Origin of the sequence: Seongchinamella sediminis, from assembly GCF_003457605.1 — a bacterium.
Lineage (GTDB): Bacteria > Pseudomonadota > Gammaproteobacteria > Pseudomonadales > Halieaceae > Halioglobus > Halioglobus sediminis.
The window spans coordinates 43,211-58,201 of sequence record NZ_QRAN01000011.1; the positions used below are offsets into that span (position 1 = coordinate 43,211).

10 protein-coding genes are annotated in these 14,991 nt (G+C 61.6%); 4 read left to right on the forward strand and 6 right to left on the reverse strand.

Going from position 1 to position 14,991, the window contains the following annotated elements; all coding sequences use genetic code 11:
- Window positions 1–59 precede the first annotated feature (59 nt).
- Window positions 60–3,323, forward strand: a complete 3,264-nt coding sequence (locus DWB85_RS11360) for a mechanosensitive ion channel domain-containing protein (protein WP_117954643.1) — start codon at window positions 60–62, stop codon at window positions 3,321–3,323.
- Here DWB85_RS11360 and DWB85_RS11365 read toward each other — a convergent pair whose 3' ends face one another.
- The 5 genes from DWB85_RS11365 to DWB85_RS11385 form a co-directional block, all read right to left on the reverse strand.
- Window positions 3,324–5,186, reverse strand: a complete 1,863-nt coding sequence (locus DWB85_RS11365) for a DUF3604 domain-containing protein (protein WP_117954645.1) — start codon at window positions 5,184–5,186, stop codon at window positions 3,324–3,326. It lies immediately after the preceding gene.
- An 86-nt stretch (window positions 5,187–5,272) separates the two neighbouring features.
- Window positions 5,273–6,061 carry an enoyl-CoA hydratase/isomerase family protein gene (locus tag DWB85_RS11370; RefSeq protein WP_117954647.1) on the reverse strand — a complete coding sequence of 263 codons (789 nt, stop codon included), beginning with the start codon at window positions 6,059–6,061 and terminating at the stop codon, window positions 5,273–5,275.
- 10 nt (window positions 6,062–6,071) lie between these two features.
- The gene (locus DWB85_RS11375) at window positions 6,072–7,199 is read right to left on the reverse strand and encodes a CaiB/BaiF CoA transferase family protein (RefSeq protein WP_117954649.1); all 1,128 of its coding nucleotides are present in this window, start codon (window positions 7,197–7,199) and stop codon (window positions 6,072–6,074) included.
- An 11-nt stretch (window positions 7,200–7,210) separates the two neighbouring features.
- Complete coding sequence (locus tag DWB85_RS11380; protein ID WP_117954651.1) at window positions 7,211–7,984, reverse strand: SDR family NAD(P)-dependent oxidoreductase; 774 nt, start codon at window positions 7,982–7,984, stop codon at window positions 7,211–7,213.
- A 26-nt stretch (window positions 7,985–8,010) separates the two neighbouring features.
- A complete protein-coding gene (locus DWB85_RS11385) occupies window positions 8,011–9,186 on the reverse strand; it encodes an acyl-CoA dehydrogenase family protein (protein WP_117954654.1) in 1,176 nt (391 codons plus the stop codon).
- A 126-nt stretch (window positions 9,187–9,312) separates the two neighbouring features.
- Here DWB85_RS11385 and DWB85_RS11390 point away from each other — a divergent pair, with 126 nt between their 5' ends.
- The 3 genes from DWB85_RS11390 (at window position 9,313) to DWB85_RS11400 (ending at window position 14,416) form a co-directional block, all read left to right on the forward strand.
- Complete coding sequence (locus DWB85_RS11390) at window positions 9,313–10,485, forward strand: GGDEF domain-containing protein (RefSeq protein ID WP_117954656.1); 1,173 nt, start codon at window positions 9,313–9,315, stop codon at window positions 10,483–10,485.
- Between the two features lie 3 nt (window positions 10,486–10,488).
- Window positions 10,489–11,496: an AraC family transcriptional regulator gene (locus DWB85_RS11395; RefSeq protein WP_117954659.1), complete on the forward strand. Its 1,008-nt coding sequence runs from the start codon at window positions 10,489–10,491 to the stop codon at window positions 11,494–11,496.
- 91 nt (window positions 11,497–11,587) lie between these two features.
- Window positions 11,588–14,416, forward strand: a complete 2,829-nt coding sequence (locus DWB85_RS11400) for a DUF748 domain-containing protein (RefSeq protein WP_117954661.1) — start codon at window positions 11,588–11,590, stop codon at window positions 14,414–14,416.
- Window positions 14,417–14,419: 3 nt separating this feature from the next.
- Here the strand turns inward: DWB85_RS11400 and DWB85_RS11405 are convergent, their stop codons facing one another.
- Window positions 14,420–14,938 carry a SprT family zinc-dependent metalloprotease gene (locus tag DWB85_RS11405; protein ID WP_117954663.1) on the reverse strand — a complete coding sequence of 173 codons (519 nt, stop codon included), beginning with the start codon at window positions 14,936–14,938 and terminating at the stop codon, window positions 14,420–14,422.
- Between the last annotated feature and the right edge of the window lie 53 nt (window positions 14,939–14,991).

Here is a 14,991-nt window from a genome sequence, read left to right on the forward strand (position 1 = left end):
ACCAGATGGAGGTGTCCGGATTATGACCTACACGCCAGCGAGGATAGAACCCAGGGCTCATGAAAGATTACCCAGTCTGTGCGCCAATCCTGGCCCTGCTCTGTCTACTGGGCCTGTTGCTCCCACATCCGGCTGCTGCGCTGACTTTGGCAGACATCGAGAGCCAACGCAACGCGGTGGCCAACGACACCACGATTGACGATGAATCCCGGGCCGAACTGAACGGGCAACTGGACCGCGCCGAGGCCCACTTGCAGGCTGCTGCGGACTTCCGTAATCGCAGGACAAAGCTGGAAGCAGAGATAGAACGCGCTCCGGAGCAGACCGCACGGTTCGAGCAACAGTTGCTCGATGCCAAAGACGGTGCAGACCAGCCCGAGAGTGCGGTAACTGACAGCAGCAGCGCTGCGGAAATCGAGATCCAGCTTACCCTGGCGACAGCCCGGCTCAAGTCACTGACCGAAAGGCGTGACGAGTTGCTCGGCAAGGTCGATGGCCTGCCCCAGCGACGGGAAGAAATCCGCCAGCGGTTGACCGCGCTGGAAAAAATTATCAGCAGCGACAGCACGGCGCCCCCCCCGGCTGACCAGTCCACCGAGATGAACACCGCCTGGACGCTGGCGCAGGCGCGGCTGAAAGCCGCAGAGGCGGAGCAGCGCTACCTGGAAAAGGAGATTACCGGGGAAGCCGCCCTGGCCCAGACCAATGCCGCTGAAAGAGCCTGGCTCGGCAAGGCCATCCTCCAGGCCGAGACTCGCGTGGCAGCGTTGACCGAGGCCCTGGAGAACGCCAGGGCAACTGCTACCCGGGCTCAGCTGGAAACCACCGCCGAACTGGAGCAACAGCTGCAAAGCCAGGATCCGCAACTGCGTCAGTTCGCCGACAAAAACCGACAACTGGCGCGGCTGCTCCAGGATACGGCCACGCTGGCAGATCGCGCCCGCCGCGAGGGCCAGTTTGACGCCGAGCAACTGGAGAGTATCAACCAGGACTTCCAGCTGATGCAGCGGCGGCTGCAGGTTGCAGGACGCAACGAAATACTGGGCGAGGTGATGCTTACCCGGCTCGACAACCTGCCTGATACCGCAGCGATTCGCCAGGAAATCGGGCAACGCAATGAACTGATCGTCGATACCTCATTAACGCAAATCGATATCGAAGAGGAATTTCGCACCCTCAATGAAAGCAGCGCCTATATTGAGAAGCTGCTCGCCGAGCTGAACCAGCGCGATGAGAACACCGCGAGCCTGGTACGCAAGCTGGTACAACAACGGCTGGAGCTGCTGGAGAGGAACCTGGCGAGCCTGGGCTCGCTGCTGCGCCTGCTGCTTGACAACAACGACCTGAACCGTGAACTGGTTACAGCCAGCGAGGAATTCGACCAGTTCCTGCTGGGTAACCTGCTGTGGATTCGCAACTTCGGCCACGTCGACCCGGGCGAACTGGGCCGCCAGCTGGCTGTGCTAAGCCACCCGGAAAACTGGCTCCAGCTTCCCGCCCAGCTGGTTTCCGGCTACCAGCAGACCGAGTGGTCGGCGCTGCTGCTGTTGCTGGCAATACTCAGTTTTATCGGCCGTCGCCAGCTGCTACCGGTGTACGACCGGTTGATCACTCTCCCGCTGCTGCTCAGCACCGCAACCCTGTGGAATATTCTCGCTGCCCTGGGACTGTCGATGCTGCTGGTCCTGCCCTGGCCACTGTGCATGTACCTGATCGGCTACTTCCTGGAGCAGGCTGAACCCGGCACCCCGCTATCCCGGCCACTGGCGCCGGCACTGATGTTCACTGCAAGTATCCTGTACCTGTTGCTGCTCACCAGGATGATCGCCAACCGCAAGGGCGTCGGCAGGCGTTATCTCAAGTGGGACGGACGCCGCCTCGATGTGCTGCGGGAAGAACTCAACTGGGCCGGACCGGTGATGTGCAGCGCCATCCTGCTGGACGTACTCGCCAACGAACTGGATGCCCTGACCAGCGGCGGCCCACTGGGAGCCATTGGCACAGCCGCAGCGGCCATTACCATGAGTATCTTTTTCATCCGGCTGCTGCGCCGGGGAATCGTTGACGACTCCCCAACCATGCGCTTCGGCCTGCGCCTGAGCATCGTCATCGCCGCGGTCACCCTTGTACTGCAGGCAATGGGACTAATGTATGCCGCCGACATTTATGTCGCTGCCCTGGCGCGCAGCATCGCCTGGGTGATTGCCATCAAGACCATCGGCGACGTCCTGGAACGCTGGTTGCTTATTCTGCGCGCCCGCATGGAACGCAGAGCAAGAGAAGAGCAAAAAACCCAGGATCATGAATCCGCGGCCGCCGAGCAGGAAGCGGCCCTCGACCTGATGTCACTGTCTGAAGCGCATAACAGGCTGCTCAATATGGCCCGCATCGTGGCCACGCTGACCGCCCTCTGGTGGCTATGGTCACCCAGCCTGCCCGCCCTGGACCTGCTGGAGTCAATCACTCTGTGGACCATCAGCAACAGCGAAGGCACCCTGCGGGAGATTACCCTGTTCGACCTGGGCTACAGTTTGCTGGTGTTGATTGCGACCGCCCTGCTGACCCGGCACCTGCCCTCGCTGAGCGAGGTGTTCATGCGCGAATGGTTCAACATGAGCGCCGGCGCCCGCTATGCCAGCAGTATCCTCCTGCAGTACCTGGTGATTGCCATCGGCGGCTCCATATTCCTGTTCTCCATTGGCTTTGAGTGGAACAAGGTGCAGTGGCTGGTGGCGGCCATGGGTGTCGGCATCGGCTTCGGGCTGCAGGAAATTGTCGCCAACTTTATCAGCGGCATCATAATTCTGTTCGAGCGGCCGGTGCGGGTAGGCGACATCATCAGCGCCGGCGGCGCGGAGGGCGTGGTCAAGAAAATCAACCCCCGGGCCACCATCCTCGAGACCTTCGACCGCAAGGAACACCTGATCCCCAACAAGGAACTGATTACCGGCCAGGTCGTGAACTGGACGCTGTCCGACGAGGCAGTAAGGGTCATCATCCCGGTGGGCATCGCCTACGGTTCGGACGTGCGCCGGGCGATGGCGCTGATGATGGAGGCCGCCGGTGAAGCGGCCAACGTGCTGTCCGACCCGGAACCGAGGGTCTCGTTCGAGGATTTTGGCGATAACGCCCTGATGCTCTGGCTGCGCTGCTACATCAGCGAGGACCGCATCGGCACCTGGACTGAACTGCGCACGCTGATCAACGACAAGTTCAACGATGCCGGCATTGTCATTTCCTACCCGCAGCGGGACGTACACCTGGACACCCTGGAACCGCTGCAGCTGGAGATTCGCAACCTGGACCAGATCCGGGACAGCTGATCAGGGGTGGTACCAGATGGGCGAACTGTAGGCGCGCTCCTGGATGACATCGGGCTGCCCCTCGGCGCGCTCCAGTTCAAGAGCCACCGCATCATACAGCGAATGCCTGGGGGTGGGTATCTGCAGCACCCGGACGTAGTAAAAGGCGGATTGCTGTGGGTCGAACTCCGGATCCTCCCAGCGCACGCGCAGAGTGGGTGCGCCAACGCTGTTGCGGTAACGGGCGCTGGCGCGATCCACGCTGTCCGCAAGCGGCGGCAGGCGGCCGGAGGCATCCACGGCGCGCTCACCCGACCAGGCCACGTTATAGACTTTCTCTCGCGTTTGGCCGTCTTGATCCAGCCAGCCCTTGACGATTTGTATCCGCTCGAGATTGGCACCGCCGGCATCGCGCTCGGCAATAACAATAAACTCCGGGGAGGCATCACGATCGCCGCGCAGTACCCCGCCCATGGGCACCCCGCTGGCCACCGCATTCTGGTACAGGGTTTCACTGTCGAGGATGTCGTCGGACCAGCCGTCACCGGCAAAAAAGCGCAGGGCAATCCGCGGACCGGTGGTGGCATACACCTCGCGCCGCTTCAGCGCCGCCAGTATCGACTCCCGGGTATTGTCTTCTGCCCACACCGCCGCAAGTCCGGATGCAGACATATCCCAGCCTTTGGGCGCCCGCCTGTCCGCCACCTCGACCAGCCCCTGCTTGTTAGCCGGGATACTGTCGGCGGCAAACTTGCCATGAAAGTTGTCCTCTTCCGCACCCGCCAGCCCCGAGTGGGCATCGCTGGAACCAATCAGGCCAAAGCGAAAGGGGTTTTGCCCATGCTGGCTCTCCAGCGCCAGTCCGCTGCGCAGGGCGGAGCGTACGTAATCGGCGGCGGACACCGCGTAGGGGGTTTCATCCCGCTGGAGATAAAAATCGAAGGTCTCGAAGTCGGCGAACTCGTCCTCCGGTGACAGCGCGGGATGGGTCTCGGAATCGCCCTTGATCTGGGTGACTTCCACCACTTTTTCCCAGCGGCTGCGGGCGGCAATATAGTCGCTGGAAAAGGCCTCTCCCCGCAGGCTCCGGGTGTCGAACATGTAACCCTTGGAGATGTTGGAGTTATGGGGAATGGCGATAAAATCTGCTCCAACGCTGGCACTGGTGGCATCCAGCCAGGCCCAGAGGTCCTCGGGAAAGGAGCTGTCGAGGAAGCTGTAGGGCAGGTACTGGTTGGCGCTGGCTGCATCACCGTCGGTAATCACGATGCGGTGCAGGTTGGCGCCACCACCGTTGGAGCTCCACTCCCAGCCGATCAGCGCGGTAAACTCCCCCGGCGCGTTGTAGGCGTCCGCCGCGGCGGTAATCTCGGCCCAGACCTGGCGCGAAATATCCGGGTTCGGCGGAATACCCCCCAGCTTGAATCCCTCTTCCGCCACTCGCTCGCCCGCTGCTTTCGGATCCTCGGCTTCGGGCAGGCGCGAGGCGAACAGCAGCGCGCCCCAGCGGCTATCGATACCAAACTTTATGGCCAGGGAGGATATCCAGGCGTACACAGTGTCCAGCGGCCCCAGGCCCTCGGTAGACACGCCGTGCTCGTAAACATGGCGCACCAGGCCCAGAAATTCGGCGTGGTCTGAAACAACCAGGAAATCCAGCGGGGTACCGATTTGCACCCGCGCACCGTGGTAGGGATGAACTACCGGCAGGCCGCGGGCATAGCGATATGCCTGGGCGGGGCCAATAGTCTTGTTGCCTATGGTGATGGCATCGAAAGAATTATTGGTGTGAAGATGGGTATCACCCCAGAGTAAGCGCTTTTCCGCGGCGCCCGTCGCTGTACAGCCGGTCGCCAGGGCCAGCGCCAGAATCAGGTTACGCATATCCGCTCTCTTATGGTTTTAAGCGGATGCTAACACGCGTTGCCGGCCGGGCCTACCAGGCCCTGTTGACACTCACAGACTTGCCCCTAACGCCCCTGCCACACCGGTGGGCGCTTTTCCAGGAAAGCGGCGGTGCCTTCTGCGGCGTCCTGGCTGTCGATGCAGATGCCCTGCAACTGCGCTTCCTCGGATATGGTCTGCTCGAGGTCCGCCTCACAGGCCCGGGCCACAGCCTGCTTTGAATAACGCAGGGAAAGCGGCGCCCGGGCTGCCAGTTCCTCGGCCCAGGCCAGAGTCTCCTCAAGCAATTTCTCGGTGGCCACCACGCGATTGCACAGCCCCCAGTCTAGACACTTCTGCGCGGACAGTTTCTCGCCGGTGGCTATGACCTCGTAGGCGCGCTTGCGTCCGATAGTACGCACCAGGTGCCAGGTGGCGCCGCCATCGGGAACCAGGCTGATGGCGGCAAAGGCCTGGTAAATGTAGGCATTCTCCGCCATCACCGTTAGGTCACAGACCATGGCAAAGGCACTGGAAACGCCGGCGGCAGGGCCATGCACGGCACTGATCCAGGGCTTGGGAGCATTGTAGATTTCCAGCATTACCGGCTTGTATTCGAGGTTAAGCTGGTCTTCAACCCGCCAGTTGGGATCTTCCATGGGTAATTCCGACAGGTCCGCGCCGGCGCCAAAACCACGACCGGCCCCGGTCAGTACCACCACGCGGATACTGTCATCCCCATTGACCTCCCTGGCCGCCAGCAGTATTTCCCGGCGCAGGCTGGCGTCAAATGAATTGAGCGCTGCGGGCCGGTTCATCGTTACCACCGCCACCGGACCCCGGCGCTCGATTTCCACACTCTGGTAATCACTCATATGTCAGTCCTCAGCCGATGCTGCCGGCATTTTTCAGCTCTTCCAGCTCCTGCGCGGCAAAGCCCATATCGGACAGCACCTGCGCGGTGTCGGCGCCGCCAGTGGATCCACCATTCCTGACCTCGGAAGGCGTACGCGAGAACCGGGGGGCAGGCGCGGGCTGGGTGACACCTTCGACCTCGATGTAGGTGTTGCGGGCCAGGTTTGCCGGATGGGCGGCCGCGTCAGTGAATTTCAGCACCGGCGCAAAACACACGTCCGTCCCCTCCATCAGTTCACACCACTGGGCCTGGGTTTTCTGCTTGAACACTTCCGTCAGCCGCTGTTTCATCTGCGGCCAGAGGCTGGCGTTATTCTGGTCGCCGAACTCTTCCTCCGACAGACCCGCCTTCTGCTTCAGCAGGGCATAGAATTGCGGCTCTATGGAACCAATGGAAATATATTCACCATCGGCGCACTCGTAGGTGTCGTAGAAGTGAGCGCCACCGTCCAGCATATTGCTCTCGCGTTTTGTGGCATCCCACAGGCCCATGGCCTCGAAGCTGTGAAACATCCACATCAGCTGGGCGGCGCCGTCGACCATGGCCGCATCGATCACCTGTCCCTTGCCGGAACTGGCCGTTTCCAGCAGCGCGGCCAGAACCCCGTTAACCAGCAGCATGCCGCCACCCCCCATATCGCCCACCAGGTTCAGTGGCGGCACGGGTTTTTCACCCGCGCGTCCCATGGCGAACAGCGCCCCCGTGATGGAAATATAGTTGATGTCGTGGCCTGCCGCCTGAGCCAGTGGCCCATCCTGGCCCCAACCGGTCATCCGGGCAAAGATCAGTTTCGGGTTGCGTGCCAGGCAGACATCCGGGCCAATACCCAGCTTCTCGCAAACACCCGGGCGAAACGGATCGATGATCACATCCGCGTTCTCTACCATGCGCAACAGGGTTTCCACCCCCGCCGGGTCCTTGAGGTTGAGCGCCACCGACTTCTTGCCGCGGCTACTCACATCTTTCATTCCCGGACCGCCGCCGGCCCGGTCGATGCGGATAACTTCAGCGCCCATGTCCGCGAGAATCATTCCCCCCATGGGAGCGGGACCGATGCCCGCCAGTTCCAGTATCGTGTAACCGTTCAAGGGTCCCATAACAAAGCTCCTTAGCGAGGCTGCATCCGTATCGCGCCATCCAGGCGGATACACTCGGCGTTGAGGTAATCATTCTCGGCAATGAATACCGACAGGTGGGCGATCTCCGCCGGTTTGCCCAGTCGCTGCGGATAACATACCGAAGCCTCCAGCGATTTGTAGGCCTGCTCGGGCAGGGATTCGAACAGCGGCGTGTGAATCAGGCCCGGGACAATGGTGTTGACGCGAATGCCATAACTGGCCAGGTCGCGTGCCATGGGCACTGTCATGCCGATCACACCACCCTTGGTGGCGGAGTAGGCAACCTGGCCGACCTGGCCCTCGTAACCGGCAACGGATGCGGTATTGATAATCACCCCACGGCCGCCGTCGTCATTGATGGGGTCGTTCTTGGCCATCTGTTCGGCGGCGTAACGGGACACATTGAAAGTGCCGGTCAGGTTGATGGCAATAACCGGATCCCACTGCTCGAGGGGGAACACCCCGTTCTTGCCGTAGGTTTTTGCGGCACTGCCAATGCCGGCAAAATTGTTGACGATATGCAGGGCGCCAAATTTTTCCACCACCTCGGCCACGGCGTTCCTGACGCTGTTTTCATCGGCCACGTTAACGCTCCAGAAGGCCACATTGTCGGCCCCCAGCTCGTCGATAAGGGCCTGCGCCCGTTCCGCGTTGAGGTCAAATATGGCGACCTTGACTCCCTTGGCCACGTAGGCTTCCACGGTACCCTGGCCGAGGCCGGATGCGCCGCCGGTAACGATTGCTACTTTTCCTTGCAGATCCATGTTGATTCTCCCTGGGATAATGGACGTTAGAAATTGCGGGTGTTGAAGGGAACGTAATCGTCCCCCAGGCAGTCGCGGCCGATAATCAGCTTCATGACCTCGGAACTGCCCGCGTAAATGGTCGATATCTTGGCGTCGGTGTACTGGCGACTGATCGGGTACTCGTCCATATAGCCATGACCACCGTGCAGCTGTACGCCCAGCTCCGCCATCCGCACCTGCAATTCGCTGGTGTAGAGCTTGGCCTTGGCGGCATCCACGGCCGTGAAGCTGCCGGCGTTGAAGGCCCTGACACACTGGTCGATGTACACCTGGCTGATGTCGAGCTCGGTGCGCATTTCGGCAAGCTTGAACTGGGTATTCTGGAAGGCTGCCACCGGCTTGCCGAAGGCCTTGCGCTCCTTGACGTAGTCCGCGGTCAGGTCCCAGGACAGCTGTGCGCCGCCAAGGTAGCCAACGGCGCCCAGCAAACGCTCTTCCGCCAGCCCCTGCATCAGGTAGTAAAAGCCCTTGCCGGACTCGCCCAGTACATTTTCCGCGGGCACTTTGACATCGTTGAAAAACAGCTCCGCGGTGTCCTGGGCCTTGAGACCCATTTTGCTGAGATTGCGGCCTCGTTCAAAACCCTCCATGCCTCGTTCCACCAGGAACAGGGTCATGTGGTGGGGATTGTTCTCCGGATCGGTTTTGGCCGCGACCACCACCAGATCGGCATTGATGCCATTGGATATAAAGGTCTTGGAGCCGTTGAGCACCCAGTGATCGCCCTGCTCCACCGCGGTGGTGCGCATACCGGCCAGGTCTGAACCGGCATCGGGCTCGGTCATGGCGATCGCCAGAATGCACTCGCCGCTGGCGCACCTGGGCAGGAAGCGGGCGCACTGCTCCTCGCTACCGAAGCGGGTCAGGTATGGGCCGACCAGGCGGCTGTGCAGGGTATTGAACCAGTCACCCGCGCGGGCGTAGTTGGTCTCCTCGATGATGATTTGTTCGAAACGAAAGTCGTCATCGCCCATACCACCGTGGCGTTCCTCGGGCCAGATCATCAGGAAGCCCTGCTCCCCTGCCCGGCGAAAAGCCTCGCGATCCACGATTCCAGCCTCACGCCACTCTTCCATATGTGGCACAATCTCTGCTGCCAGGAATTTGCGATAGGCATCGCGGAACATGTTCTGCTCTTCGGTAAAGTCTCTGGGGAGCATTCTGGTGTACCTCTGAGATAGCGTTTGAAGTCGGCGGACAGTATGGTAAGGCGCCTTTTGGGCAACAATGACCGCCCCCGACAAATTAATTGACTGGAACTGACAGCGAGTTGAGCTGAAACGGGCATGGAGCAAATTTTTCCCGAGAACTGGGCCGTACTGCACCTGGGGCTGATTTTTGCCGTCACCCTGGCGCAAATGCTGGTGGTCTACGTGCTGAGTGATTCCAGCAATCCGCCCGCGGGACTGGGCCTGTTCACGGTGTATTTCATGGCCGCCCTGCTGGGCTGGATAGCCTTCACCCTGCAGCAGAGCGCCAGCGCACCCATGGCGGTAGACGTACCCGCCGTCGCTGCCATCCTCAACAGTTACATCCTCTTTATCGCCGCCGGCCAGCGAGCGGCTATCCGCGGCGGTAGAATTCTGCTTGGACTGCTATGCCTGCCGGGCTGTCTCAGTGCCTTCTTCCTCAGCAAGCAGCAGCTGTTTGTCACTCAGGTATTACTGTCCGCCACGTTTTTCGCTGCGGCTGGCGTTATCAGCCTTGCGCGCTGCCTGCGGGAGAAAAATGTGGGTGACCTGATCATCGCCGGCGCGGCGCTGGTCATGGTCGCCGGCGCACTGACGTCCCTGTACTACTTTGCCGTACTGGAAGCCCACAAGCTGGGCCAGCTTATTGCCTTTGGCGCCCACAGCTGGGCCTATGTGCTGGTAGCGGTCGGCTTCCTGGCCAGCGTGCTCATCGAGTACCAGCAGCACCTGTCGCACCTCGCCACGGAAGACCCACTGACCCGGCTGCTCAATCGCCGCGGCCTGGAGGATGCCATGCGGGTCAGCATGGCCCACGCCAGCCGTCACGACCTGCCCACCGCCGCTATTGTCATCGATGTGGATCACTTCAAACAGATCAATGACAGTTTTGGCCACGACACCGGTGACCAGGTCATTCGCCGGGTGGCGGCCATGATAGAGCGCATGTGCCGGGCCAGCGATGTCATCGCCCGCACCGGCGGCGAGGAATTTCTGGTCATTCTCACTGACACTGACCAGGCCGCAGCTCGTATACTGGCGGAACGTATCTGCAGAGGTATCGGCGAACGCCCGCTGCTGGTAGACCAGCAGCGCATACCGGTGACAGTCAGCCTGGGGGTCGCGGCTACGGTGGGTGAGGTGGACCTGGACGCCTTGACCCAGGAGGCCGATCAGGCCATGTATCTGGCGAAGCGCAGCGGCCGCAACCGGGTGGCATCGGTAAAGAGCGCCCCGGTACATTTGAGCAACGCCGGTGCAGGCGCCTGACTGATGGCCAGCCGCGATATTTCCGTTTCCGTTTATTTTGCCCGGGCCGTACTGAAGCACGCTGTGTCCCGCGGCCTCGATCCCATCGCCCTGCTGCGCAAAACGCGGATCTCGCCCCGCCTGCTGTTGGAGAATGACGCCCGGATATCCGCCGAACGCTTTGCCGACCTGCAGGTAAACACCATGCTGGCCATGGAAGACGAAGCCCTGGGCTATGCCTCGCGGCCCATGCCCCTGGGCTGCTGGTCGATGATGTGCCACGCGGTAATGGGCTGTGAAACCCTGGGCCAGGCGATGGCCCGCTACTGCCGCTTCTACCAGTTATTCGAGTACGGCGTGAATCCCAGCCTGCTGGTAACAGGCGAGAGCGTGCGCCTGCGGGTAATAAATGTCGACAAAACCCTGGCAGCAGACCCGTACATGATCGAGCTGCTGTTGTTCAACGCCCATCGTTATTTCAGCTGGCTGGTGCAGGAACACCTGCCGCTGCAACAGGTGGAGCTGGCGTACGCCCCGGCCGCCCAGCTCACTGACTACCGCGCCATGTTTCTCGGCAACCCGGTGGCGTTCGAGCAGGACCACTCACAACTGGTACTGTCACCGGCTCTGCTGGACAAACGGATAACCCAGACCGAGCAATCACTGCGACACTTCCTGCGCCACCCGGTGCTGATCATGCTCACCCAGTCCTACAACCAGAACAGCTGGACAGCCCGGGTGCGTGAGCTGGTGCACCAGAACCTGGTGGATATGCCCGAGCTCAATGATGTGGCGAACATGCTGGAGGTCCATCCCCAGACCCTGCGCCGCAGGCTATCGGCCGAAGGCGCCACCTTCAAGGAGATCAAGAGCCAGGTGCGGCGTGATACCGCCCTGCACTTCCTCGGCAAGCAGGGCCTCTCTATCGAGGAGATCGCCCACCGCGCGGGCTTCTCGGAGTCATCGGCGTTTATTCGCGCCTTCAAGGGCTGGACTGGCGTAACACCATACACCTACCGCAAAGGTCTTTAACGCGTCAGGAGTTGCCGGTCGGTATCAGTTGACCGTATTCCCGGCCCGGAATTTCTGGCTTGCGGATTTTCAGCTATATTGAACCCAACACATGAACAGGAGCTTGCCGGTGTTAAAAATTGCGGTTCGGACCATCGTGGCGATTTATATTGCCTATGTGGCCATTGTGACCCTGGTTGTTATCCCGGCTGCCAACTTCATCGCCCCGTGGTACATCGACCGGGAGTACGGGCGAAAATTGCGCACCGATATCATCCTGTTCAACCCCTTTTCCTTCAGCGCCGAAGTGCGGGGCGCCCAACTGCAGGAGGTCGACGGGGATCATTTTGTCAGCTTTGACAAGGCGGTGGCCAACCTGTCCCTGAGCAGTCTCTGGCACCCGGGGCTGGTCATGGACGAAATCAGCCTGGCCGGGCTGAACGCACACGTCCGCCACCTGCACGATTCGGTATTCAATTTTTCCGACCTCATCCCCCCAGCCGAACCGGAGGCCGCCGAAACTGCTGGCGAAGTACCGGCCATTACGATCAGGCGGCTGGCATTTGGCGCCGAGCTCATCACCCTGACTGACGAGGCCCGCGAGAAGCCCTTCAGCACCTATTATGACGGCATCGACATCGTGGTCACTGAACTGTCCACGGTGCTGGAAGACGGCAAACCCTACCAGATCAGCGCCATTGCCGAGGGCGGTGGCGAACTCTACTGGGAGGGCCAGGTATCCCTGCCCGAAGCCAGCAGCAGTGGCACGCTAAGCCTGTCGCGCCTGGACCTGCACACCTTGTGGCGCTTTGCCGAGCCCTGGCTCAACTTCGAGTTGCATGATGGCACCGCCTCCCTGGGCGGCAGCTACACCCTCAGCTGGGCCGAGGGGCTCAGCTACCAGGTACTGGAGGGCCAGCTGGAAATCAACAATCTGGACCTGGACCCACTGGACCCCGGTACGCTGCCTGACACCGGGGCAGACCTTGGCCGCTTGCACATCAGCGGAATCGAAGTCGATGGCGACCGGCAGCATGTCGAGGTGGCCGAAATCCGGGTGGAAAGTCCCGCCATATCAGGCTGGATGGAGGGGGAGCGGATCAGCCTGGCGGAACTGTTTGTTGTGGACCTGCCAGACACCGGGGAAGAGCAGCCGCAAGCGCCGGCTGAGCCCGACAGCGGATGGACGGCCCACGTGGCCAGTATCCGCCTCGACGCTGGCCGGGTCAGCTGGCGATCACCCTTCACCGAACCCGCTACCCTGGTCGCCGCGCCCATCGCCGCCAGTATCGAGTCTCTCAACTGGCCCCTGGCCGGCGATTCACCGATGGCGCTGGCGTTGACGCTCAATGCGGATACCCGCTTCGAGCTGAAGGGTGCCCTGGACCTGGCGGCGGGCGCCGGTGACATCGAGTACTCGCTGAGCGAATTGTCAGTGCCGCTGTTCAACCCCAACCTTCCCGCGGCGCTCAAGGCAAGTATAACCAGCGGCACTGTCGACGTTGACGGGATGGTCACGCTGGACGAATTCCTGCCCGTGGAGGTACGCAGCAACGGCCAGGTCAGCGACTTTTCCGGGACCATTGAAGGCAGTGAACAGGCGCTTACCCGCTGGGAGAGCGTGCGCTGGGAAAATGTGCTGGTCAACCTCGAGCAGCGCAGCGCCCGCCTCGAGAAACTGCTGATTCACGACTATGAGGGACGGCTGCATATCGCGGAGGACGGCAGTATCAACGCATCGAAGGTGTGGCAGGAGGAAGTTGGCCAGCGCGCCGAAGAGATGGCCGAGGACATGCACCTGAACGACCCCTGGCAGCTGGAGATACCGGAAATTTTTATCTCCGACAGCGCCATCGATTTCATGGACGAGTCGCTGCCCATCCACTTCCGTACCGTGATTGGCGACGTCAACGGCGAGATACTCGACCTCGGCACCGGCGAGGATTCGTTGACCCGCGTCGATATCCAGGGAACGGTCGACGGCTACGCTCCGGTAGTGCTGGCGGGTTCCGCGGCGCCTTTTCGCGCGCCGCCCTTCCTCGACCTTGGCCTGACGTTCACCGGGGTGGACCTGGTGCTGCTCACTCCCTATTCCGGCACCTACGCCGGTTACACAATCGAACAGGGCCTGCTCAACCTGGACCTCAAATACAGCCTGGAGGAAGGCTACCTCAGGGGCAAGAACGACGTCATCATCGACCAGCTCAGGCTGGGCGACCAGGTGGAGAGTGACAAGGCACTGGACCTGCCGCTCAAGCTCGCCCTCGCCCTGCTGACCGACCTGAACGGCATAATCGATCTCAAGGTGCCGGTTGAAGGCGATGTCAATGACCCCGAGTTCGGCCTCGGCACCGTGATCGCCGGCGCCTTCGTTAACCTGCTGACCAAGGCGGTTACCGCGCCCTTCAACCTGCTCGCCAGCCTGGTCGGTTCCGCCGAGGACCTGCAGCGGGTCGCGTTTCCTGTCGGCAGCAGTGCACTCAACCCCACGGCCACGACCAAGCTGGACCAGCTGGGCCAGGCCCTCAGCCAGCGGCCCAACCTCAACCTGGTAATAAGCGGCCGGGTCAATCCCCAACTGGATCGTGAGCGACTGCAGCGCGGCGTGCTGGAAGCACAGCTGCTGGAGCAAGGGGTGCCAGCTGAGGATATCAGCCGCCGGGATAGCGCTTACATTGAGGCGGTGAAGGCACGCTACCGTGAACTGGGCCAGAGCGGCGAGAATATCCCCTTCTCCGAGCAACTGGCGGCGGTTCGCGCCACCATGCCGGTCAGCGATGAACAACTGCTGCAGCTGGCCCGGGATCGCGGCGTGGCCGTGAAAGACTACCTGGTAAACCAGGCCGGGATCACAGCGGACCGCGCGGTTATCAACCAGCAGGGCCGGCTGGAGGCCGACAACAACAGCTACAGCGGCGTCGAGCTGGAACTCGATACCTGAACGTCAGCGGGGGCTGAGTACCAGCCGGCCGTTGCAATAACGGCACACATAGGTGCCGCTGCCCCTGAGGATACGGTTGTGGCGAGTAGTGGAAACCTGGTGCTCGCGACAGTCACAGCGGTAGCGGTGGGTCTGCTGGCGCCGCTGGGGGATGCCCTCCAGGTCGGCCTTGAAGGTCACCTCGGGATCAGCCCCGAAAAACTGCATCAGCGCCCGCCATTCCTCGCCATGGGGCCGCACCGTTCCCGGGCCGTATACCTCATGGACGATGTAGTGGGCCACCTCATGCGGCACCGTGCTGTCGAGGTTGACCTGCCAGTACTTGGCGAATATCCAGGGATTGTAGCGAATTTCGCGCTTGCGGCCCTGGGCCCGGAACATACCGGCACTGGTGCCCCGCAAATCAAACCGTACGGGGATCCGCTCAAATGGCCGCTCCAGCACGTCCTCGGCCAGGCGGAGGTAGTACTCTGTGCGTTCCAGCACCTGCTGGCGCCGGTTTTCGGCGATGGGCTCGATCAAGGTAACAGGGAGTGGCTGCGGGACATCCGCAAATGATAACAGAGCGGACCCTG